We start from the raw sequence: 22,344 nt of genomic DNA on the forward strand, positions 1-22,344 counted from the left end.
AGTTCGCTAGTGTATATGATGTTATGATGCAAGACGTGCCTTATGAACAGTGGGCTAATTATCTTGAAGCTATTATGGTTAAGTACAATGTTAGGCCACAACTTTTATTAGATCTAGGTTGTGGAACAGGAACGATAACTCAGTTATTTGCAGAAAAGGGTTATGATACAATCGGAATTGATTTGTCAGAAGATATGTTGATTGTTGCAAAGGAAAAAGCGCAAAAGTCTAAGCTGGATATTTTATATTTGTGTCAGGATATGACTTCCTTTGAATTATATGGTACTGTAGGCTGTATTATATCAGTTTGTGATAGTTTAAATTATATTACGGATGAACAAGAGCTGCTCAAAGTATTTAAACTGATTAATAATTATTTGGAGCCTGGGGGGCTTTTCATATTTGATTTGAACACAGAGTATAAGTTCGAGAAAATTCTAGGCGATAATACCTTTGCGCAAGCCTATGAGCGGTGTGCATATATTTGGGATAATTATTATTACGAGGATGAAAAGATGAATGAATATCATCTCACCTTATTTGTTGAGGAGAACAATAACTATTCAAGATATGAAGAGTTACATTATGAAAAAGCGTATAGTATTGATTGTATTAAGCTTTTATTGAAAGAAGCAGGACTAAAATTAGAAGCAATCTATAATGACAATACATTTGAAGAATGTGAAGCTACATCAGAAAGAATTTATATTGTAGCTAGAGAACAAATGAAGGAGAAACAATAGTGAACGATTACATAATTAGAGCTATGGCAGCAAACAACCAAATAAGTGTAATATCTGCTACTACAAAAGAGTTGGTAGAGAAAGCAAGAGAATTACATCAAACATCACCAGTGGCTACAGCTGCACTGGGAAGACTTATGACCGCAGCTGCAATGATGGGAACTCAATTGAAGGGTGAAAACGATCTATTAACATTACAAATAAAGGGTTCTGGTCCTTTAGGTGGTATGGTAGTTACTACAAATGCGAAAGCAGAAGTGAAAGGATATGTATATAATCCAGAGGTGGAACTTCCACTTAACAATGCGGGAAAGCTAGATGTATCTGAGGCTTTAGGATTAGGAATCATGACCATTATAAAAGATATTGGTCTTAAAAAACCATATATTGGACAAACTCATTTGGTATCTGGTGAAATAGCAGAGGATTTAACCTATTATTTTGCAACATCAGAACAAGTACCCTCAGTAGTTGCATTAGGTGTACTTATTGATAGAGATTGCACGGTTAAGCAAAGTGGTGGCTTTATCCTTCAGCTTTTGCCAGATGCAGAAGATGACTTAATTGATAAGTTAGAAGAAAACATATCAAAAATGCCATCGATAACGAGTTTATTAGAAGATAATTACTCACCAGAGGACATTATTAAGCTTGTTCTTGGTGATTTAGATCTAGTGATTCATGAAAAAGTTGAAACGAAATTTTCATGTAACTGTACAAAAGATCGAGTAGAAAAAGCTTTGATTAGCGTAGGTAGAAAAGATATTCAAGAAATGATTGATGATGGAGAGACAATAGAGTTGAATTGTCACTTTTGCAGTAAAAAATATAATTTTACAATTGATGAATTGGAAAATATATTAATAAAATCTTAAAATGACTCAAATGCGTCATTTTGAAAAAATAATGAAAAAAATACTTGCAAAAGCATTTTTTCAGGCGTATAATATATTTAAAGGAACTTTCCGGAAGAGCCTTTTCAACGAATAAATGTCATACGTAAAGTAATTTACTAAAACATTTAAAAGGAGTGGTTGTATGAAAATGATACTCCAATTGGCAGGTCGCATAAGGGCAGTTAAGTAAGGCCCACTATGATTAGTTGGGCGAAGAAGCAGTATATTTTTATATCTTATCGTAAATCAGATAAGTATAATTGCCAATAAGTTTGATACTTTAATGATCATGATTGATGAATATATTGAAAAGATCACTACTATTGGCAAGCTAAAAAAATGGTTATTGATGGAGATAGTGAACGGACATTTAGTTTGAGGTTCATTATTTGGAATAATATCAAATAATGAATAAGTGAGTATGAACGAATTATAATGATGAGTTACGGATTATTTTGGAATAGTAGAAAGTTAATTGTATGTTTAGTAAAGAATTTATTTTGTAATATGTTATTATTATGATTTAGTTAAAGCTAATTATATGTTTGGTTAAAAGATTATTTTGTAATAAGTTTATTATGATTTAGGTAAAAGCTAATTGTATGTTTAGTTAAAAGATTATTTTGTAATAGTTTATTATTATGATTTAGGTAAAAGTTAATTGTATGTTTAGTTACAGATTATTTTGTAATAGTTTTTGTTATTATGATTTTGGTAGAAAGCTAATTGTAAGGATTTACGATTTTGAACGGATGTTTTGAGTATTTAGGTGTTACCAATCAATAGCTAATATACTGCGGAAGATCTATTAATTTATATTTAAAACAACTTAATGTTTTTTAATAACAAAGGGCTGGAGAATTCTAGCCCTTTGTGTTATGTTAAATGATATATTAATCGTTTATGAGGTAGTGGTATGAAAAAGGTTGATTATCAAAAGAGTATCATTGTGCTTATCGTTTTCTTCGTTGCTATAGTAGCTGTTGATTCCTATCGGTTAAGAACGAGTCTAGTCACGGTAAACTCTAGTGATACCATTTCTTATGATATGGCCGAAGTATTGAAAGTTATTGATGGAGATACGATTGAAGTATTGATCAGTGGTCATAAGGAACAAATTAGATTCATAGGTGTCAATTGTCCAGAACTTAATGATCATTATAGCGAGGAAGCAAAACGATTTACTAGTAATGAGCTGCTCGGGAAAATTGTATATATGGAAAAGGATACGATAGATAAGGATCATTACAATCGCTTACTGAGATATGTGTGGACAAGAATACCAAGCAGTGAGGATGACAATATAACGGAAATGTTCAATGTAAAACTATTGTCTGAGGGGTATGCTAGTATATTGAAGATTGCACCAAACGATAAATATGCAGCTCAATTTCAAACAATAGAAAAAGAATCCCAAGAAAAGAACAAAGGTATTTGGGAGTTGAAATAATATTTATATAGTCCAATATTCAATATCTTGACAAATACTATGGCGGTGCTATAATAGTATTAAGTAAACATAAAAATACGATGAAGAGACAAGTAAAATGTGGAAAGTTCTAGAGAGAAGGCCGTAAGCTGGAAGACCTTTATTTGAAACATTTGAAGACTACCTCTGAGTGACTTTAATGCAGTCCGTTGATTACGTTATAATCATCATAATAAGTGGTTTCTATGAAGCAATGAGGGTGGAACCGCGGGAAACAATCTCGCCCCTTACTAATGTATTATTAGTAAGTGCGAGTTTTTTTATTGTTTAAGAATGCTCTTCAAAAGCAATTGGAAAAGCGGCAGATTGGTAACGAGAGTTTTAATTCAGCGTATAAATAACAAAGTTATTTAACGCGGCACAGCCGATTTTCTTTGTTTAAGAATACACAGCACGAGCAATTGGAAAGCGTAACATTGACATTAATATGACGTAACTAGAAGTTTAATAAATATTTACATAATTAGGAGGACATAAGACATGATGTGGAATGATCAATTCCTTTTAGGAATTAAGGAAATCGATGAGCAACACAAGAAATTGGTAGGTTTGGTTGAGCAAACCAAAGATTTGGTTTATGAAGCTGAGGATGGTGTGGATTGTTATGATGATCTTGTAATAGTATTAAAAGAGCTAGTAGACTATACAATTTATCATTTTAACTTTGAAGAGAATTTAATGGAATCAGTTAACTATGAGGGATTGATAGGACATAAAATGGAACATAAAATATTTGTGAAAAAAATTAGTCAATTTATGAGCGATGATCTAGATGAAAATCAACTTGAAAAAATCGAACAAATTACATTTTTCCTATTAGATTGGATTACTAAGCACATACTAGGTACAGATAGTAAGTATGTACATTTGTTAAGATAATTAAATAAAAGGAGTTTATATATGATTGTACAATTAAAAGATGGTTCTAAAATAGAACTAGAAAATAAACAAAGTGTCTTAGAAATTGCAAACGGTATTAGTGAGGGGCTTGCTCGTATGGCTTGTTGTGCTATTGTCGATGGAGAAGTGGTAGACCTTAGAAAAGAAATTGACAAAGACATTGAACTAAGCATTTTTACCTTTAATGATGAAGAGGGGAAAAAGGCTTTTAGACATACAGCTTCACATGTTTTGGCGCAAGCAGTGAAAAGATTATATCCAAATACGAAGCTTGCTATAGGACCAGCGATAGAAAATGGTTTCTATTATGATTTTGATAGGGAAGAAGCCTTTACTCAAGAGGAATTAGATGCAATAGAAAGTGAAATGAAGAAAATTGTTAAGGAAGGGTTAGAAATTGAACGCTTCGAATTGCCAAGGGCAGAAGCAATTTCCTTAATGCAAGAAAAAGGTGAAGATTATAAGGTTGAACTTATTCAAGATTTACCTGAAGATTCAACAATATCTTTTTACAAGCAAGGAGAGTTTGTGGATCTTTGTGCAGGCCCTCATTTAATGAACACTAAGGCAGTCAAGGCTTTTAAGCTTTTATCTGTTGCCGGTGCTTATTGGCGTGGTAATGAAAACAATAAAATGCTTTCAAGAATATATGCTACAGCTTTTGCAAAAAAAGCAGACCAAGATGAATATTTAGCAAAGCTTGAAGAAGCCAAAAAACGTGATCATCGTAAGTTAGGTAAGGAGCTTGAACTGTTTGCTATCTTAGACGAGGGTCCTGGCTTTCCATTTTTCTTACCAAAAGGTAGTATTTTAAAGAATACCTTAGTTGAATATTGGAGAGAGGTTCACAAAAAGGCCAAATATCATGAAATTTCAACACCTATCATACTGAATAAGGAATTGTGGTTACGTTCAGGCCATTGGGCACATTATAAAGACAATATGTATACAACAATTATTGATGAAGCAGATTTTGCTGTTAAACCGATGAACTGTCCAGGTAGTTTGTTGGTATATAAAACAAAACAACATTCCTATAGAGATCTTCCTATTAGAATGGGAGAGTTAGGACTAGTACACAGACATGAAATGTCTGGAGCCCTACATGGTTTAATGCGTGTGAGAAACTTCACTCAAGATGATGCTCATATTTATATGCTACCAGAACAAATCAAGGATGAAATCAAAGGGGTTATTGATTTAATTGATGAAATCTATAGTGTGTTTGGTTACAAATATAAAATGGAGCTATCAACTAGACCAGAAAACAGTATGGGAAGTGACGAGGACTGGGATAAGGCAACAACAGCCCTTAAAGAAGCATTAGATGAAAAAGGTTTGACCTACGTTATTAACGAAGGAGACGGCGCTTTTTACGGACCTAAGATTGACTTTCATTTAGAAGATTGTTTAGGTAGAACTTGGCAATGTGGTACGATCCAATTGGACTTCCAAATGCCTGAAAGATTTGAAATTGATTATGTAGGAAAAGACGGAGAAAAACATCGTCCAGTTATGATTCATAGAGTAGCTTTTGGTAGTATTGAGAGATTTATTGGAATACTTATTGAACATTTTGCAGGAGCTTTCCCAACCTGGCTTTCACCTGTTCAAGTGAAGATATTACCGATCTCTGAAAAGTATCATGACTATGCACATAAGGTTATGACTACGCTTGAGGATGCAAATATTAGAGTTGAGCTTGATGAAAGAGCAGAGAAAATTGGCTATAAGATAAGAGAGGCTAGAATGGAAAGAGTACCTTATCTGTTAGTAGTTGGTCAAAGTGAAGAAGAACAAGGAACGGTATCAGTAAGAAGTAGAGCAAAAGGTGATGAAGGCGTTTCTGTACTTGATGACTTTATTGTGAAAATAAAAGATGAGATAAAAAACAAACTCATTATTGAAAGAGAAGTAGAAGATAATTAATACAATGAACCGCTATATAATCGAATTATATAGCGGTTTCATATAATCAATTATTTAGATCATGAAGCAGATTTTTTCACAGATGTATATTTAGTACAGCATTATAAAGAAAGGCTTTTTTGCTTTTTTTAAAAGGAGTAAAGAAATATTAATGAATATAAAAAAGATAATAAACATTTTTTTCAATAAAGAATTTATGGTATTTCTTATAATAGGAGTCATTAACACCTTTAATGGCGTCGGGTTGGCCTTATTGTATTCATATTTCGCTGATGCCAACTTAGCATTTGCTCTTGGTTATGGGACAAGCTTATTAATCTCATATTTGTTAAACAGTTATTTTACCTTTAAGGAAAGTTTGGGGTTTGTAAAGTTAATTAAGTTTTGTATATCCTATCTTCCTAATTTCATCATCCAATTTGTTACTGTTTTGTTGTTTTACAATCTATTAAATTTTCCTAAAATATATGCATATGCAGTTGCTGCTGTTATTGGCGTTCCAATTACCTTTTTGGTACTCAAGTTCTACGCGTTTGCTAAAAAAAAGTGACTTTGGGGAAATTCTATATTACTTTACGATGAAGTGGAAAGTATATATCAATATATGCCTTTACAAAACATCAATCATTGTGTATACTGATTTTAAAATTAAATAATAAAATCAAAAAGCTAGGGGAGTTCGAAAGAACTGAGAAGATAAAAAGTCTGACCCTTGGAACCTGATGTAGTTAGTACTACCGTAGGGAAGCTTTATCATAATAATAGAAATACTAAACTTATTATATAAACTTACCTTATGGGTAAGTTTTTTTTATTGGAGGTGTTGAAATGGAGCTTATGGTAAATGGAAAAAAAGAAGTATTATTGAAGGAAATGAGTATTTTAGCGTTTTTAGAGTGGAAGGGATTGAATCCTAAAAGTGTCGTCATTGAATACAATGAAAACATTGCTAAAAGTGAAGAATGGGAGTCAATTCAATTAAAGGAAAATGATCAATTAGAAGTATTAAGACTCGTTGGAGGAGGATGATAATGAAAGATACATTAATGATTGGTGGTAGAGCACTAAAAAGTCGTTTATTTGTGGGAAGTGGCAAGTATTCAACTGATACGTTGATTCCTGAGGTTTTAAAAAGTTCAGAATCAGAGGTGATTACAGTTGCACTTAGACGGATTGACTTGGAAGCTACGTCAGATCCTATATTGAGTTTAATCCCAAAGCATATTCAATTATTACCGAATACATCAGGTGCTAGAACTGCTAAAGAAGCAATTCGAATTGCTAGATTAGCAAAAGCAGCGGGATGTGGTAACTGGATTAAAATTGAAATCATTTCAGATCAAAAGTATTTGTTGCCTGATGGCTTTGAAACCTTGGCAGCGACTGAAGTTTTGGCAGCTGAAGGGTTTGTTGTTTTACCTTATATCAGTCCGGATTTGATGTTGGCTAAAAGATTGGTGCTCGCTGGTGCAGCGGCGGTTATGCCATTGGGTGCACCAATTGGGACAAATAGAGGGTTGAAAACAAAGGAATTAATCAGAATTCTGATTAGTGAAATTGAGTTGCCTATAATTGTTGATGCGGGGATAGGAAAGCCATCTGATGCATGTGAGGCAATGGAGATGGGGGCGGCGGCTTGTTTGCTTAATACAGCAATTGCTAGCGCGCAGGATCCAATCCGAATGGCGAGCGCCTTTGGTCAAGCTGTAAAAGCGGGAAGAGATGCTTACATTGCAGGGTTAGGTCCTTCGTTTTTTGAAGCAAATGCTTCCTCGCCACTTACTGGATTTCTTGTATAAGGAGTAAAAAATGGGTTTCTATAAAGTATATGATGATTATAAAGATTTTGATTTTGAGGAATATTTTAGTGGTTTAACAGACGATAGGATTCGAGCAATTCTCGGTAAGGAGCAAATAAATTTACTGGAGTATTTGGCATTGCTATCACCTGCCGCAGAAAATCATTTAGAAGAGATGGCTCAAAAAGCCCACCGAATGACGGTTCATCACTTTGGTAAAACCATTCTTCTGTACACACCGATGTATTTATCTAATTATTGCACCAATCAATGTGTGTATTGTAGCTTTCATGAAAAAAATGATATTAGTAGGCAACAACTGAGTTTAGAGGCAGTTGAGGAAGAAGCAAAAACCATTGCTACGCAAGGATTGAAGCATATTTTGCTGCTTACAGGCGATGCAAGAAAAATAGCTTCCATAGAATACTTGTCGGAATGCATTAAAGTAGTTAAAAAATTTTTTTCTTCTGTAAGTTTAGAAATCTACGCTCTTACGGAGGCGGAATATGAAGCGCTTATTGAAGTGGGTGTTGATGGTCTGACCATTTATCAGGAAACATATAATGAAGAAATTTATGATGCTGTTCATCCAAAAGGGCCTAAGAAAGATTACCACTTTCGTTTAGATGCGCCAGAAAGAGCATGTAAGGCATGGATGAGAGCAGTTAATATCGGTGCACTTCTTGGATTAGATGGATGGAGAAAAGAAGCTTTTTACACTGGAATGCATGCCAATTATTTGCAAAACAATTATTTAGGTACTGAAGTTAGCCTTAGCTTTCCTAGACTAAGGCCACATCTAGGAAGCTATGAACCAAATGATGATGTCAATGACAAAAATCTTGTGCAAATGATTCTGGCTGCGAGGATTTTTATGCCTAGAGCAGGTATTACCATATCAACAAGAGAGAGCGCTACTTTGAGAAATCATTTGCTTAAGCTGGGTGTAACGAAGATGTCAGCAGGTTCCAAAACAGCTGTCGGAGGGCATACGCAAAGCGATGAAAATGTTTCTCAATTTGATATTGCTGATATAAGAGATGTTCAAGAGATGAGTGCAGATATCACCAAATTTGGCTACCAACCTGTTTATAAAGATTGGTAAGAAACTACAATAATAAACGATAACTAAGAAGGTGCATGATGAATGAATTTGAAAAAGGACTACTAAAATATCTTGGCAAAGCCCGTTTAGAACACATACAAAGCTATAAAATTGCCATAGCTGGAGCAGGCGGACTTGGCTCAAACTGTGCTTGGAATCTTGTTAGGTGTGGCTTTAAGAAATTCATTGTTGTTGACTTTGATCGTATTGAAAATAGCAATTTGAATAGACAATTCTATTTTTCAAATCAATTGGGAGAAGAAAAGGCACATACCCTAAAAGAAAATTTACTAAAAATCAATCCCGATTTAGACATTACCGCGGTTTGTACCAAAATTACAAACGAGAATATTTTATCTTTATTTGAGGATTGTCAGATCATTGTCGAAGCCTTTGACAAGGTAGAATATAAAAAAATGATTATAGAGGCTTATATGGAGAAAGAACAGTTATTAGTCGCTGCATCCGGTCTTGCTGGTTGGGGCAATAGTGATGAGATAAAAGTCAATAAAATTAAGGATACCTTTTATCTAATCGGTGATTTGAATACTGAGGTAAGTACTGATACACCACCAATGTCACCAAGAGTCAATATAGCGGCAGCAAAGCAAGCGGATACGATTCTTGAATTTGTACTAGGGAAAATGGCATAAAGAAACTTCAAAATATGAAAAGATAAGGAAGGCTCTATAAAATGAGTTCTAAAAGAAAAATAATAAAAGACATTATGGACCAAGAAATTTACTGCATAACAGCTGAAATGTACTCAAACGGTAGAAGTAATATTGAAATGGTTACTGAAATGGTCAAGGCTGGTGCTAAAATTATTCAATATCGTGAAAAAGAAAAGAAATTGAAGGACAAATACGAGGAATGTAAACTTATTAGAGCAATAACACACGAAGCAGGGGTTACATTTATTGTAAATGATGATTTAGACATTGCCATACTTGTTGGCGCTGATGGTGTACATATTGGTCAGGATGATCTGCCAATCGAACAGGTGAGAAGGCTTGTTGGTGATGAAATGATTATTGGTTTGTCAACACATTCTGCTTTGCAGGCTCAAGACGCAGTAGAGCGTGGGGCGGATTATATTGGCGTTGGTCCAATCTTCAAAACTGCTACTAAAAAAGACGTTTGTGATCCTGTAGGATATAAATATCTGGATTATGTTGTTCAAAATATTGAAATTCCTTTTGTAGCCATTGGGGGTATTAAAGAGCAACAGATAGCTGAGGTTGTAAAGCATGGAGCTAAATGTATTGCACTTGTTACAGATATTACAGGCGCAGAAAATGTGAAAGACAAAATGAGGAGACTCAAGAAACTTGCATTCGGTTACGAAACCGTAGCGAATGCGGAGGTTTTGTAACATTGACTCGATACTGAAAGTTCAACCTATAAAATAAGAAAGTGAGATCATAAAATGAATTATACAACGCAAATGGATGCAGCTCGAAAAGGCATTTTCACAAAAGAAATGCAAATTGTTGCAGAAAAGGAAAATATCTCTAAGGAAGTATTGATGGAGAGAATAGCAAGTGGAGTAGTCGTTATTCCAGCTAATAAAAATCATACGAGCCTAGATCCTGAAGGGATTGGTTTCGGATTGAAAACGAAGATTAATGTCAACTTAGGCATTTCAAAGGACTGCAGTGATATGGACTTAGAGCTGGAGAAGGCACTTAAGGCCATAGAAATGAAGGCCGAAGCCATTATGGATTTAAGCAATTCTGGCAAGACGGAAATCTTTAGAAAGAAGCTGATAAGCGCGTCAAGTGCAATGATTGGCACCGTACCAATCTATGACGCATTCGGTTTTTATGAAAAAGAATTAAAAGACATTCAACCTAAAGAATTTTTAGATGTTGTTAGAAAACATGGTGAAGATGGAGTAGACTTCATTACAATTCATGCTGGCATTAATCAAGAGACGGCAAAGACTTTTATGCGTAATAAACGTTTGATGAATATTGTATCCCGTGGAGGTTCACTATTATTTGCTTGGATGCGTATAACAGGCATGGAAAACCCTTTTTATGAATACTTTGATGAGCTTCTAGATATTTGTGCACAATATGATATGACCTTAAGCTTAGGAGATGCTTGCCGACCAGGGGGCTTGGCTGATTCAACTGATGCAAGTCAGGTCAAGGAACTCATTACATTGGGTGAGCTCACCAAAAGAGCTTGGGAGAAAAATGTTCAAGTCATAATTGAAGGACCAGGGCATATGTCAATAGATGAAATAGAAGCAAATGTATTGCTTGAAAAGAAGCTTTGTCACGGGGCACCTTTTTATGTGTTAGGACCATTGGTGACAGACGTTGCTCCAGGTTATGACCATATTACAGGCGCAATAGGTGGTGCAATTGCGGCAAGTAAGGGTGCGGACTTTTTGTGTTATGTAACACCTGCAGAGCATTTGCGTTTACCAACACTTGAGGATATGAAGGAAGGTATTGTTGCATCTAAAATAGCAGCCCATGCTGGTGATATTGCAAAAAAAGTTGCAGGTGCAAGAGATTGGGATAATGCAATGAGCCAAGCGAGAGTCAACTTGAACTGGGAAGGCATGTATCGTCAGGCTATCGATCCTGAAAAAGCCCGTACCTACCGTGAAAGTGCAAAACTCGAAGACGAAACAACCTGTTCCATGTGTGGCAAGATGTGTGCGGTAAAAACCCTGAATAAAACACTTAATAATGAGGAAATTAATATTATTGGTTAGATGAAATCCCCATATGAATTTTCTTGGAAAATATTTGACATGTATCTAAAAGCATGTTATAATTATTCGAGAAAAGAAGAAGAGTATCCACTCTCACCTTATAGTTTTGAACTGATAAGGTTATTATATAAGTTTTGAAGCCAACTTGAGTTGGTGCGCTTGTATATATGTGGATAGAGTAACTATCCTTTTTTATTGCAAAAAACTAAATTATTTGGAGGTGTAGGACTATTAGTGAACATATGATTAATGAGCAAATTCGAGATCGAGAAGTTCGACTTATTGATGAGGAAGGTAATCAGCTAGGCATTATGTCAGCAAAGGATGCCCAAAAGTTAGCAAGAGAAAAGAACCTCGATTTGGTGAAAATTTCACCAAAGGCAATTCCACCAGTATGTAAAATTATTGATTATGGTAAGTTCCGTTATGAGCAAGCTAAGAAAGAAAAAGAAGCTCGTAAGAAACAAAACATCATAACTTTAAAAGAAGTGCGTTTATCACCGAATATTGAGGAACACGATATAACTACTAAGAAGAAACAGGCCGAAAAGTTTTTGAAAAATGGCGATAAGGTTAAGGTTTCTGTGCGCTTTAGAGGTAGAGAAATGGCACATACTAACGTAGGAAGAGAAATCCTTCTTGAGTTTGCAAAAGGGTTGGAAGAAATAAGTGATGTTGAAAAACCACCCAAAATGGAAGGTAGAAGCATGATCATGTTTCTTAATCCAAAAAAAGTTATCTAAATTTGAAATAATCTAATTACTTAGATTAACATACAAGGAGGAAAATTGAAATGCCTAAAATGAAAACACATCGTGGTGCTGCAAAGCGCTTTAAAGCAACAGGTACTGGAAAATTAAAAAGAAGCAAAGCTTACAAAAGACATATTTTGACTAAAAAAAGTCCAAAATCAAAAAGACAAGCTAGACCAAGCGTTGTGATGTCACCATCAAATGAAAAAGTAATCAAAAAAATGTTACCATACTTATAAATCGTGTTAGGAGGAAAATGAAATGGCTAGAGTAAAAGGTGCATTGCACACACGCAAAAGACACAAAAGAGTACTTAAATTAGCTAAGGGATATAGAGGCGCCAAATCAAAACAATTTAGAACTGCAAAGCAAGCTGTTATGAAATCAGGCGTTTATTCATATGTAGGTAGAAGACTTAAGAAGAGAGATTTTAGAAAATTGTGGATTGCAAGAATTAATGCAGCGACAAGAATTAATGGTATGTCTTATAGTACTTTTATGTACGGTTTGAAATTAGCAGATATTAACATTAACAGAAAAATGTTAGCTGAAATGGCTGTTAGTGATGCTGAAGGGTTTGCAAAGTTAGTTGAAACCGCAAAAGCGAAAGTAAACTAATATTTGTATATATATAAAAAATTGCCAGTAGAAAGATGTAAAATACATCTCGCTACTGGTTTTTTTGTTATATATTTAAAATTTTCGGTGCCATTGGAGCTCTTAGTCTATGCGCTGTCGCAAAACCTGAGCCAAGTAGCGGTCTTAAGTAAAACTTAAAGGCATCAGTAACATTGTTTCCATAAGAATTAATGAATTCATCAGGCATAATTTTTGTTTTTCCTGCAACTTGTTCTAGGGGAACTAATTTATAATCAACAGAATAAAATCCCGTTCTTTCTATGATAATTGACCCGTCAATTTTATGCCAAATAGCAAATTGAGCGGCCTTTTCACCTACTTCTCGGGCTTCACTTTGATCAATATCAGAAATGCTTCCAATAAAGTTTCTTTGTGGATAGCCTAAAGTATCTGATCTTACACGGCTTATATTTAACTTTTCCTTAACGAGTTTGGAAAGCATGTCACCAAGTGCGCCAGTACCAGAAAGTTGAATGTTGCCATGAGCATCCTTTTCAATCGTATCACTGAGAGAAGCAACGATGGACTGCCCATTTTCATCTTTAATTCCTTCGGATACTGCAACAATACATTTACCATATTTTTGATAGACGTTGTGTACATCTGATAGAAATTTATCAATATAAAAGGTTCTTTCAGGAAGATAGATTAGATGAGGACCGTCATCAGGATATTTTTGTGCCATAGAAGATGAAGCAGCTAAAAAACCGGCATGTCGTCCCATAATAACACCAATATAAACACCTGGTAGTGCTCTGTTATCGAGATTTAATCCTATAAACGATTGTGCCACATACCTTGCGGCAGAACCATAGCCGGGCGTATGATCGTTTAAAACCAAGTCATTGTCAATGGTTTTTGGAATATGAATTGCTCTAAATTCATAGTCTGATTTTTTTGCATTGTCATTTACAATTCTTACAGTATCGGCAGAATCATTTCCTCCAATGTAAAAAAAATAACGTACGTCATGTGCTTTTAATACTCTGAAAATTTCTTTGCAATATTGTTCATCAGGTTTCACTCTGGTTGATAATAATGCAGATGCAGGAGTTAAACCAACCTGTTCTAAGTTGTGAGTGGTTTCTTGAGATAAATCCATAAATTCTTCATTTATGATACCTTCAACACCATTAATAGCTCCATAAACTCTAGTAATTTGCGGAAATTTTCTTGATTCTAGAACAGCACCTACGAGACTTTGATTAATGACAGCTGTTGGACCTCCGCCTTGTGCAATAACAACTTTTCCTTTTAATTCCAATGTTACTGATTCCTCCTTTTGTTTCTTTTGCTAATGAAACATCCATAAACATATACCGCCAATCTAACTATGGTGAGTATATGTGTTTATTATATTTATTATACAAGATACAAGAGTATAAATAAAGGGTGATCCTTATAATTTATCTATTGATTGATCTTGCCATACGAAGATATGTATGTTTTTTCCCTTTTATTGCTATGCTGTAATCCATTATGTTTTCAGGTATAGCCATCCCAGGAAAACCATTGTCTCCGATATGATGTAAATCGGTTCCCGTCATTTTACACATAAGAGCAATCTGCTTAATGGTATCTGAATCAGCACCTTCTTGAGAGGTACCAATTGCTGTAATTGTTAATTTTTCTAAGCTGTGGGCATAACTTACAAGTTCTTTAATATATTCAAGAGTAATACCGGGTACTGTAGCCGGAGCTGGTAATAATATGATATCGGCGCCAGCGTTAGAAAACTCAAGAACATCTTTTTTTGTTATGATATTTTCGCCAGCTTCCCTTAAAGAACCTGCTGCATGCATCTTACCAGCGACAAGAATAACCTGATCTCCAAGCGTCTCGCTGATATGTTTAAGTGAGTGAACAATTGCTTTATTGGTAACACCTGTACCAGGATTTCCAGTTAGCACAATGAGATCAACACCCATTTCAACAGCCTTCTTTGCAGTTTCTACAGTTGCAAGCCTTCCCTTTGATACGGATATCATTTCACCTACTGTTTCGGCATTTGAATCAACGGGTTCTAAATTGATACCGATTAATCGTCCAGTGAGATTTTTGATTTTTCTTATGATGTCATGCTTTTCAACCTTCGGTATACCGTAGAATACTGGGTCGTAAACATCAAACATATTTAATAGCAAGATATCAGCTCCAAAAGCAGTTGATAGTTCAGCATTGCTGATATTTACTAGGATTGGTTGTAGCAACCCAATAATTTCTGAAACGACAACTCTGCCTTCGCTGGCTATTATCGCCTCCAATTTCATCTGCTTAGTTAGTCCAAGCAAATCAGAAGTATCACAATCTAACAATCTTTTGCTCATAATCTATCGCCTCCAAAATATTTGAGGAATCCTCTACCATAAAAAAAGGCATGAGTCCTTGAGAACTCATGCCTAGTCTTACTAGTTACACGTTATATTTATGATAAACCCGTTTGTAAATTATGTCAAGCAATAAAGTATTGTAACGTTGAAAATATGTATCCGCATATTACGAGCAAAAATAAAGGTATTGACAAATCGACTCATCTGATGGTAAGTTGACAATAAGGAGAAGCGATGTGCTTTGTCCGAATTTGAAAGAAAGGAGTGATGATTTGAAAGCAGTTGTGAACGGAGCTATTTATAAAGATCATGAATTTTTACAGAACAAAGCACTCATTTATGATTCGAAGATTGAAGACATCATTGATTACAAGGATGTAGATTATTCCAAATACGAACAAGTAATCGATGCCAAAGGATTGCTGATTGTACCAGGCTTTATTGATATTCACCTTCATGGTTACGGAGGCTACGATACAATGGATGATTCTGATGATGCGCTCATAAACATCAGTAAAAGGCTCGTTGAAAATGGGGTAACCTCTTTTTTGCCAACCACAATGACGATGTCTGTTGATTTGATACATCAAGCATTACAGCGTATCAGAAACTTGATGACGCAATCTTTTATTGGTGCAAAAGTACTGGGAGCACATTTTGAAGGCCCATTTATTAACGCTGAATATAAAGGTGCTCAAAGTGAGGAATTCATTACTTATCCAAAAATTGACATACTGAAGGATTATGAAGATGTTATTAAAGTAATTACAATGGCTCCAGAAATGAGAGATGCAATGAGCTTTATTGAGACGATTTCCAATAAGGGCATAGCAATTTCTATAGGTCACACAGGAGCAGATTATGAAACCGTTGTAAAAGCTTATGAACATGGAGCCAAGGGAATTACTCATTTGTTTAATGCTATGACAGGTCTACAACACAGAAAACCTGGCTGCGTGGGTGCTGCTCTCTTAAAAGATTTCTGCATTGAAGTAATTGCTGACAATGTTCATATGAACCCGGTTATGTATGAATTGCTATTGAAAACCAAAAAACTTGAACATCTGATTTTAATTACGGATTGTATGAGAGCAGGAGGAATGCCAGAAGGTTCTTATGATTTGGGTGGACAAAAGGTTATCGTTGCAGATGGAAGATGTTTGCTAGAAAATGGCACATTGGCTGGAAGTACGTTGAAACTTAACCAAGGATTAACTAATTTCATGCTTCAGACTTCCCTTGAGTTAGAAAACGCAGTCAAGCTTGTGACGGAAAATCCTGCGAGATACTTAAATATCTTTGATAAGGTGGGGTCTTTTGATCAAGGTAAGCTGGCAGATATTACAATCATTGATCCACAAATCAACGTACACAATACGATTGTAGAAGGAGTGGTTTTGTATGAAAAAAAAGATTAAAGGTATGACTATATTTATTTGCCAAGACTATGAGGAAATGAGTAAGAAAGCAGCAAATATTGTCGCAGCTCAGTTAATCATTAAACCAAAAAGTGTTTTAGGTTTGGCAACTGGATCAACCCCTGCTGGCATGTATGAACAATTGGTAAAGCTATACAATCAAGATGATCTTGATTTTAGTGAAGTCACAACCTTCAACCTTGACGAGTATTATCCAATTCAAAAAACAAATGAGCAGAGCTATTACTATTACATGAGAACCAATTTGTTTAATCATATCAATGTGAACGACCACAGCATCAACATCCCAAATGGAGAAACGACAAACATTCAGAAGGAATGTTATGATTATGACGATGCAATTTATTTACATGGCGGGATTGACCTTCAGGTGCTTGGAATTGGTAACAATGGACATATTGGCTTTAACGAACCTGATGTAAGATTTGAATCTGGAACTCATTTGGTGAAGCTTGATGAGGAAACCATTAAAGCGAATGCAAGATTCTTTGGTAGTCAGGAAGAAGTACCGACAAAAGCAATCAGCATGGGAATTAGAACCATTATGCATTCAAAGAAGATCGTGCTATTAGCTAGTGGACAATCAAAAGCGCACATCATTGAGCAAATGTTACTTGGTGATATTACGCCAAATGTTCCGGCATCTATATTGCAACTGCACAACGAGGTAACCCTTATTTTAGATAAAGATGCAGCTTCAAATATTTTCGAAAAGTACAACTAGAAAGTTAGTAAATATGAACAGAAAAAAATCACTAGTAATCGTCAAATGCTGCTTTTGATAGTCAAATACAACAAAAAAAAGTGAAAGTTAGTTTTATCGTTGACAATTAATACAAAACATGATAACTTATAAGTACGTAATAATTAAATAAACTTTGGTGTGTTACTGTTAAAGCAGGCATAAACCTACATGGCGATTTTGATCAAGTAGTTTATGTTTTTTTTATTTCTATGACCTAATTTTTAAAGTATCTGTATGATTGCGCAAGGTTAGTAAAAACATAATTGTAAGAAATGAGGTTGTAGCATGGAGCATAAGTATGAGATTGCTAAAATAATGAATAACAATGTTATCCTTGTGAGACGCATTGCAGATGATTTGGAAAGTGTATTGATTGGGAAAGGCTTAGGATTTCAAAAAAAATGTGGCACTATAACAACAATACCTACTGAACAAATTGAAAAAGCTTTTTTTACTTATGATGAGAAATTAAAAAACGATTACCATGTTCTTTTTAGAGATATGGACAGTAAGGTTTTTGGAACCTGTGCTGAGTTGGTCTCTTTAGCAGAAAAAAAGCTTGGTGAGTTAAGCCCTAAACTACTCATAGTTTTAACAGATCACATTAGTTTTGCTCTCGAAAGAATAAAGATGGGTATGGAAATTGAAAACCCCTTTATCTATGAGATCAAGAACATTTATCCAGAGGAGTATGCAATTGCTCAGATGGGACGTGACCTATTTATTAATTCAATGGGCATCGATATTTCAGAAGATGAGGTTGGCTTTATTGCTTGGCATTTAAATGCAGGTAAACAAAATAAAAATGTAGCAGAAAATGTTAAGTCAACAAGACTTATTAAAGCGATTATTGAAACCGTCGAAAAGAGGATAGATTATACGCTAGATGTTAACTCCACCTCTTATAACCGATTTATAAACCATTTAAAAGGCCTTGTATTTAGAACTCAACACAATGAAAATATTGTAAATCCATTGCAAGAAGCAGTGCGGCTTGAATTAACAGATGCCTACAATATTGCATTAGAGGTGAAGAAAGAAATTAAAAATGGAGCACAACTCACGATTACCGATGATGAACTAGCTTACTTAGCAATTCATATTAATAGATTACAATTGTTATCAAAAATTCAAAATAGTTAAAGCGTGTTACTGTTTAGTCAGGCATGAGCTTATCGTTGTGATTTATCACAGCTATGGGCTCATTTTTTTATTTACTAAGAAAGTTCTGGATGGAGCAAGTAAAGTGAGTAATTAAGAAAAGCGGCAATAGCCTAGGTGTTTAACCCAGTATAGCCGATTTTCTTAACTATAAAAAAATGATCTTAGGAGGTTATAATTTTATGAACAGTAAAGTGTTTAGTTCATTTCAAAAAGTAGGTCCAGCTTTAATGACACCTGTAGCAGCATTACCAATAGCTGCACTATTACTAAGGTTAGGTGTGCTTTGGAACATCGATATTGTAACAGCAGCGGGGGCAGCTATCTTTGACAATTTGGCATTAATATTTGCAATTGGTGTAGCTTTTGGTTTAGCAAAAAACAACCATGGCGCGGCAGCACTTGCAGGAGCAATTAGTTACTTAGTTATCACTAGAGTAGCGCCAGCAGCAGCAGTAAGCTTTGGTGTTGTAGAAGAAGCATATGTGCTTAACAACAACGTACTAGCTGGTATGATTTCTGGTATGATTGGGGGCTTAATGTATAACAAGTATTATAATATTAAGTTGCCAGAATGGTTAGGGTTCTTTGCAGGGAAACGATTCGTTCCCATCGTTACTTCAGTATTTACGATTTTTGTAGGGATGCTCTTTGGAGTACTTTGGCCAATCATTGAAAAAATTATTGGTGGTACGGGCGAATGGATGATGGCTTCTGGATCAGTTGGTGCATTTTTCTTTGGTCTATTAAACAGACTATTAATTCCAACAGGATTACATCATGTTATTAACTCTTTTGTTTGGTTTGTGTTTGGTGAATATAATGGAGCAACAGGAGACCTTAGTAGATTCTTTGCTGGGGACCCAACAGCGGGTACTTACATGACAGGCTTCTTCCCAGTTATGATGTTTGGCTTACCAGCAGTTGCACTTGCAATGTACACTACAGCTAAAAAACAAAATAGAAAAGCAGTAGGCGGTTTGATGTTTTCTGTAGCTTTTACAGCATTCCTTACAGGAATAACTGAACCATTAGAATTTATGTTTATGTTTTTAGCACCAGTACTTTATGGAGTTCATGCAGTTTTAACAGGAGTATCAATGGCAGTATGCCATATGTTAGGTTTATTACATGGATTTGGATTCTCAGCAGGATTTATTGATTATGTTGTTAACTTTAACTTAGCGACTAAACCTGTATTATTGGTTGGTGTAGGCCTTGTATTCGGTGTAATCTACTATGTTATCTTTGTTTTCATAATCAAGAAACTAGACTTACCAACACCAGGAAGAATGGATGACGAAACAGGTAATGAAGAGTTATTGGCTGAAAAAGGTGTTTCTTACATAGCGAAAGAATACCTTCGAGTTCTAGGAGGTAAAGATAATATTCAAGAGATCAATGCTTGTATTACAAGATTAAGATTGACTTTGAAAAATAATGATCTTGTAAAAGAAGAAGATTGTAAAGCATTAGGTGCTAGTGGTATTATTAAACCAAATAAGTATAACATTCAAGTTATCGTTGGTACAAAAGCAGAGCTAATTGCAGACGAAATTAAAAATTTATTATAATTCATTATTTATAAATCTAAAATGTTTAGTAGGTTAGGAAAGTACAATGCATGTTGATACTTTCCTGCCTGCCAAAACAAATAGAAAGTAATGAATTTGAAAAGTAATTTAGAAATATAAATTATTTTCCAAAGTCATTATCGCCACAGAAAGATATACTAGTCTTTCAACTGATTTATTCATAAGCATATCCCTAACTGCTATTTGTGCAGAAAGATAGGAGATAAAGACTAATAATTGACATCATTTAAAAAAACGGTTACAAGGAGGTACAATATGTTTAACTTTTTTAAAAAAAGCCATAATAAAACATGCCATTTAATCGCACCAATGGAGGGCGAAATCATACCGATTCAAGATGTACCAGATCAAGTATTTTCAGAGAAAATGATGGGAGATGGCTTTGCTATAAAACCTACAAACGGACTTGTTTGTAGTCCATGTGATGGAGAAGTGTTGCAAATATTTCCAACAAACCATGCTCTAGTAGTGCATTCTATTGAAGGATTAGATATTATTATTCATATTGGATTAGATACAGTCCAACTAAAAGGAGAAGGATTTACAAGGCTGGTCGAAGTAGGTAAACATGTGAAAGCAGGAGATCCGCTTCTGCAAATGGACCTAAAAGTAATGGAAAAGTATGAAAAGTGTATTATTTCACCTATCGTTATTACGAATATTGAGTGCATTGAAAGTATGAAGATTAATTATAAGAACTATAAAATTAAGGAAAGCATTGGTAAAGTGATTATAAAAGGGGAGTGACAAGTATGACGACTGTGGTAGTAACAAGTAAATCAGGTCTACACGCAATGCCTGCAAGCCTATTTGTTGATTTAGCCAAAAGGCATAGCTCCAATATTACAGTTATTAAGGACTCCAAGGAATATGATGGAAAAAGCATTGTTAGTATTATGATGGCTATGATCGCTGGAGGAGAAACCATTCATATACATGCTGAAGGTAGTGACGCCATGATTGCGGAAAAGGCCTTAGCAAAATTCATTGAAGAATATAAAGAATAAGAATTCATTAAAGGAGACAAAAAATGAAACAAACGATTATAAAATTACAAAATGAAGAAGGTATTCATGCTAGACCTGCTAATTTGTTTTCGAAAACTGCTATGAAGTTAACTTGTGATATTCAAGTATTAAAAAATGGAGATAAAAGCAAAGTATTTAATCCCAAAAGCATCATTTCAGTTTTAAGTATGGGTGCAATAAAAGGGGATGAATTAACCATTATTGCAAACGGTGTTGACGAAGAGGAAGCGATTAGAGTCATTACTGAACTTTTTAAAAATGGTTTCAACTAGGAGGAGAAACTATGATAGAACTTAAAGGTATTCCTGCCTCAAATGGTATTGGGATAGGTTCGGTTATGATTAAGAAAGAGATTATAAATCCCAGTCTACATAATGTAACAGACACTGAACAAGAAAAAAAGAGATTTAAAGATGCAAGGATAAATTCGATTAAGCAATTGTATGGACTTTATGAAACTACCATGATTAGGATTGGTGAAAAAGAAGCTAGTATCTTTGCAGCACATATTGCATTAATTGAAGATGAAGAGTTAATCAATGGAGTTGAAACTTCAATTGAAGGCAATTATTGGAATGCTGAGTGGGCATTAAAAATAGTCACAGATCATTTTGTCTCCATTTTCAATGAAATGGAAGACCCGTACCTAAGAGAGCGTGCGCTAGACATTAAGGATATTTCAAACCGTATTCAAAGGCATTTGGCTGGTCTAGGTGAAGAAAATGAGATGGAAACAGATAAACCTGTTATCATAGTTGCACATGATTTAACTCCATCAGATACCGCTCAAATGGATACTGCTAAAGTATTAGGTTTTATTACTGAAATAGGTGGGAAAACTTCCCATACAGCAATTCTTGCTAGAACTTTAGAAATACCAGCAGTTGTTGGACTTCATGGCATTGTTTCAAAAGTTACCCATGGACAGCGCGTTGTACTAGATGGACGAGATGGAAAGGTATATATCGAGGCTGACAATAGCACGATAGAACATTTTAACAATGAGAAAATTATAATTGAAGAATATAAAACAAAGCTAAGTCAATTGAAATATACAAAG

Annotated in this window: 25 protein-coding genes and 1 riboswitch; of the genes, 23 read left to right on the top strand and 2 right to left on the bottom strand. The window is 34.8% G+C overall.

Annotated elements, in window-relative coordinates; genetic code table 11:
- Nucleotides 1-23 precede the first annotated feature (23 nt).
- From CVU84_16460 to CVU84_16530, 15 genes are all read left to right on the top strand, one after another.
- Nucleotides 24-743 (top strand): SAM-dependent methyltransferase, encoded by a 720-nt coding sequence (locus tag CVU84_16460; protein ID PKM93321.1) that lies wholly within the window; start codon nucleotides 24-26, stop codon nucleotides 741-743.
- Nucleotides 743-1,618 (top strand): Hsp33 family molecular chaperone HslO, encoded by an 876-nt coding sequence (locus CVU84_16465; GenBank protein PKM93298.1) that lies wholly within the window; start codon nucleotides 743-745, stop codon nucleotides 1,616-1,618. The genes CVU84_16460 and CVU84_16465 overlap by 1 nt, the downstream gene beginning before the upstream one ends.
- A gap of 937 nt (nucleotides 1,619-2,555) precedes the next feature.
- Nucleotides 2,556-3,089 (top strand): nuclease, encoded by a 534-nt coding sequence (locus tag CVU84_16470; protein ID PKM93299.1) that lies wholly within the window; start codon nucleotides 2,556-2,558, stop codon nucleotides 3,087-3,089.
- 519 nt (nucleotides 3,090-3,608) lie between these two features.
- Nucleotides 3,609-4,007 carry a bacteriohemerythrin gene (locus tag CVU84_16475; GenBank protein ID PKM93300.1) on the top strand — a complete coding sequence of 133 codons (399 nt, stop codon included), beginning with the start codon at nucleotides 3,609-3,611 and terminating at the stop codon, nucleotides 4,005-4,007.
- Nucleotides 4,008-4,028: 21 nt separating this feature from the next.
- Nucleotides 4,029-5,957: a threonine--tRNA ligase gene (locus CVU84_16480; GenBank protein ID PKM93301.1), complete on the top strand. Its 1,929-nt coding sequence runs from the start codon at nucleotides 4,029-4,031 to the stop codon at nucleotides 5,955-5,957.
- A 151-nt stretch (nucleotides 5,958-6,108) separates the two neighbouring features.
- On the top strand, nucleotides 6,109-6,507 hold the full coding sequence (locus CVU84_16485; protein ID PKM93302.1) for a GtrA family protein: 399 nt from the start codon (nucleotides 6,109-6,111) through the stop codon (nucleotides 6,505-6,507).
- A gap of 111 nt (nucleotides 6,508-6,618) precedes the next feature.
- A riboswitch (TPP riboswitch) is annotated at nucleotides 6,619-6,720 on the top strand.
- Nucleotides 6,721-6,785: 65 nt separating this feature from the next.
- Nucleotides 6,786-6,986: a thiamine biosynthesis protein ThiS gene (gene thiS / locus CVU84_16490; GenBank protein ID PKM93303.1), complete on the top strand. Its 201-nt coding sequence runs from the start codon at nucleotides 6,786-6,788 to the stop codon at nucleotides 6,984-6,986.
- Nucleotides 6,987-6,988: 2 nt separating this feature from the next.
- Nucleotides 6,989-7,756 (top strand): thiazole synthase, encoded by a 768-nt coding sequence (locus CVU84_16495; GenBank protein PKM93304.1) that lies wholly within the window; start codon nucleotides 6,989-6,991, stop codon nucleotides 7,754-7,756.
- Nucleotides 7,757-7,766: 10 nt separating this feature from the next.
- On the top strand, nucleotides 7,767-8,861 hold the full coding sequence (locus CVU84_16500; GenBank protein PKM93305.1) for a 2-iminoacetate synthase ThiH: 1,095 nt from the start codon (nucleotides 7,767-7,769) through the stop codon (nucleotides 8,859-8,861).
- Between the two features lie 38 nt (nucleotides 8,862-8,899).
- Entirely contained in the window at nucleotides 8,900-9,514 is a 615-nt protein-coding gene (gene thiF / locus CVU84_16505; protein ID PKM93306.1) for a thiamine biosynthesis protein ThiF, read from the top strand.
- A 41-nt stretch (nucleotides 9,515-9,555) separates the two neighbouring features.
- On the top strand, nucleotides 9,556-10,236 hold the full coding sequence (gene thiE / locus CVU84_16510) for a thiamine phosphate synthase (GenBank protein ID PKM93307.1): 681 nt from the start codon (nucleotides 9,556-9,558) through the stop codon (nucleotides 10,234-10,236).
- Nucleotides 10,237-10,290: 54 nt separating this feature from the next.
- Nucleotides 10,291-11,595, top strand: coding sequence for a thiamine biosynthesis protein ThiC (locus CVU84_16515; protein PKM93308.1), 1,305 nt, complete (start codon nucleotides 10,291-10,293; stop codon nucleotides 11,593-11,595).
- Nucleotides 11,596-11,837: 242 nt separating this feature from the next.
- Nucleotides 11,838-12,338: a translation initiation factor IF-3 gene (locus CVU84_16520; protein ID PKM93309.1), complete on the top strand. Its 501-nt coding sequence runs from the start codon at nucleotides 11,838-11,840 to the stop codon at nucleotides 12,336-12,338.
- 50 nt (nucleotides 12,339-12,388) lie between these two features.
- Nucleotides 12,389-12,586 carry a 50S ribosomal protein L35 gene (locus CVU84_16525; GenBank protein ID PKM93310.1) on the top strand — a complete coding sequence of 66 codons (198 nt, stop codon included), beginning with the start codon at nucleotides 12,389-12,391 and terminating at the stop codon, nucleotides 12,584-12,586.
- Between the two features lie 22 nt (nucleotides 12,587-12,608).
- Complete coding sequence (locus CVU84_16530; protein PKM93311.1) at nucleotides 12,609-12,965, top strand: 50S ribosomal protein L20; 357 nt, start codon at nucleotides 12,609-12,611, stop codon at nucleotides 12,963-12,965.
- A 67-nt stretch (nucleotides 12,966-13,032) separates the two neighbouring features.
- On the opposite strand, the gene CVU84_16535 is transcribed toward CVU84_16530, so the two are convergent.
- Both CVU84_16535 and CVU84_16540 read right to left on the bottom strand, forming a co-directional pair.
- Nucleotides 13,033-14,250 (bottom strand): 6-phosphofructokinase, encoded by a 1,218-nt coding sequence (locus CVU84_16535; GenBank protein ID PKM93312.1) that lies wholly within the window; start codon nucleotides 14,248-14,250, stop codon nucleotides 13,033-13,035.
- Nucleotides 14,251-14,392: 142 nt separating this feature from the next.
- Nucleotides 14,393-15,313: a PEP phosphonomutase gene (locus tag CVU84_16540; GenBank protein ID PKM93313.1), complete on the bottom strand. Its 921-nt coding sequence runs from the start codon at nucleotides 15,311-15,313 to the stop codon at nucleotides 14,393-14,395.
- 275 nt (nucleotides 15,314-15,588) lie between these two features.
- Between CVU84_16540 and nagA the strand changes: the two genes are divergently transcribed.
- The 8 genes from nagA to CVU84_16580 form a co-directional block, all read left to right on the top strand.
- A complete protein-coding gene (gene nagA, locus CVU84_16545; protein ID PKM93322.1) occupies nucleotides 15,589-16,734 on the top strand; it encodes an N-acetylglucosamine-6-phosphate deacetylase in 1,146 nt (381 codons plus the stop codon).
- Between the two features lie 4 nt (nucleotides 16,735-16,738).
- On the top strand, nucleotides 16,739-17,479 hold the full coding sequence (gene nagB, locus CVU84_16550) for a glucosamine-6-phosphate deaminase (protein PKM93323.1): 741 nt from the start codon (nucleotides 16,739-16,741) through the stop codon (nucleotides 17,477-17,479).
- Nucleotides 17,480-17,785: 306 nt separating this feature from the next.
- Nucleotides 17,786-18,643, top strand: coding sequence for a hypothetical protein (locus CVU84_16555; protein ID PKM93314.1), 858 nt, complete (start codon nucleotides 17,786-17,788; stop codon nucleotides 18,641-18,643).
- Nucleotides 18,644-18,843: 200 nt separating this feature from the next.
- Nucleotides 18,844-20,235 (top strand): PTS sugar transporter, encoded by a 1,392-nt coding sequence (locus tag CVU84_16560; GenBank protein PKM93315.1) that lies wholly within the window; start codon nucleotides 18,844-18,846, stop codon nucleotides 20,233-20,235.
- Nucleotides 20,236-20,511: 276 nt separating this feature from the next.
- Nucleotides 20,512-21,003 (top strand): PTS glucose transporter subunit IIA, encoded by a 492-nt coding sequence (locus CVU84_16565; protein PKM93316.1) that lies wholly within the window; start codon nucleotides 20,512-20,514, stop codon nucleotides 21,001-21,003.
- A 5-nt stretch (nucleotides 21,004-21,008) separates the two neighbouring features.
- Nucleotides 21,009-21,263 (top strand): phosphocarrier protein HPr, encoded by a 255-nt coding sequence (locus CVU84_16570; GenBank protein PKM93317.1) that lies wholly within the window; start codon nucleotides 21,009-21,011, stop codon nucleotides 21,261-21,263.
- A 23-nt stretch (nucleotides 21,264-21,286) separates the two neighbouring features.
- Nucleotides 21,287-21,556, top strand: a complete 270-nt coding sequence (locus tag CVU84_16575) for an HPr family phosphocarrier protein (protein PKM93318.1) — start codon at nucleotides 21,287-21,289, stop codon at nucleotides 21,554-21,556.
- Between the two features lie 11 nt (nucleotides 21,557-21,567).
- On the top strand, nucleotides 21,568-22,344 hold a 777-nt coding region (locus CVU84_16580), incomplete at its 3' end, for a phosphoenolpyruvate--protein phosphotransferase (protein PKM93319.1).

It is taken from the genome of Firmicutes bacterium HGW-Firmicutes-1 (assembly GCA_002841625.1).
GTDB lineage: Bacteria > Bacillota > Clostridia > Lachnospirales > Vallitaleaceae > HGW-1.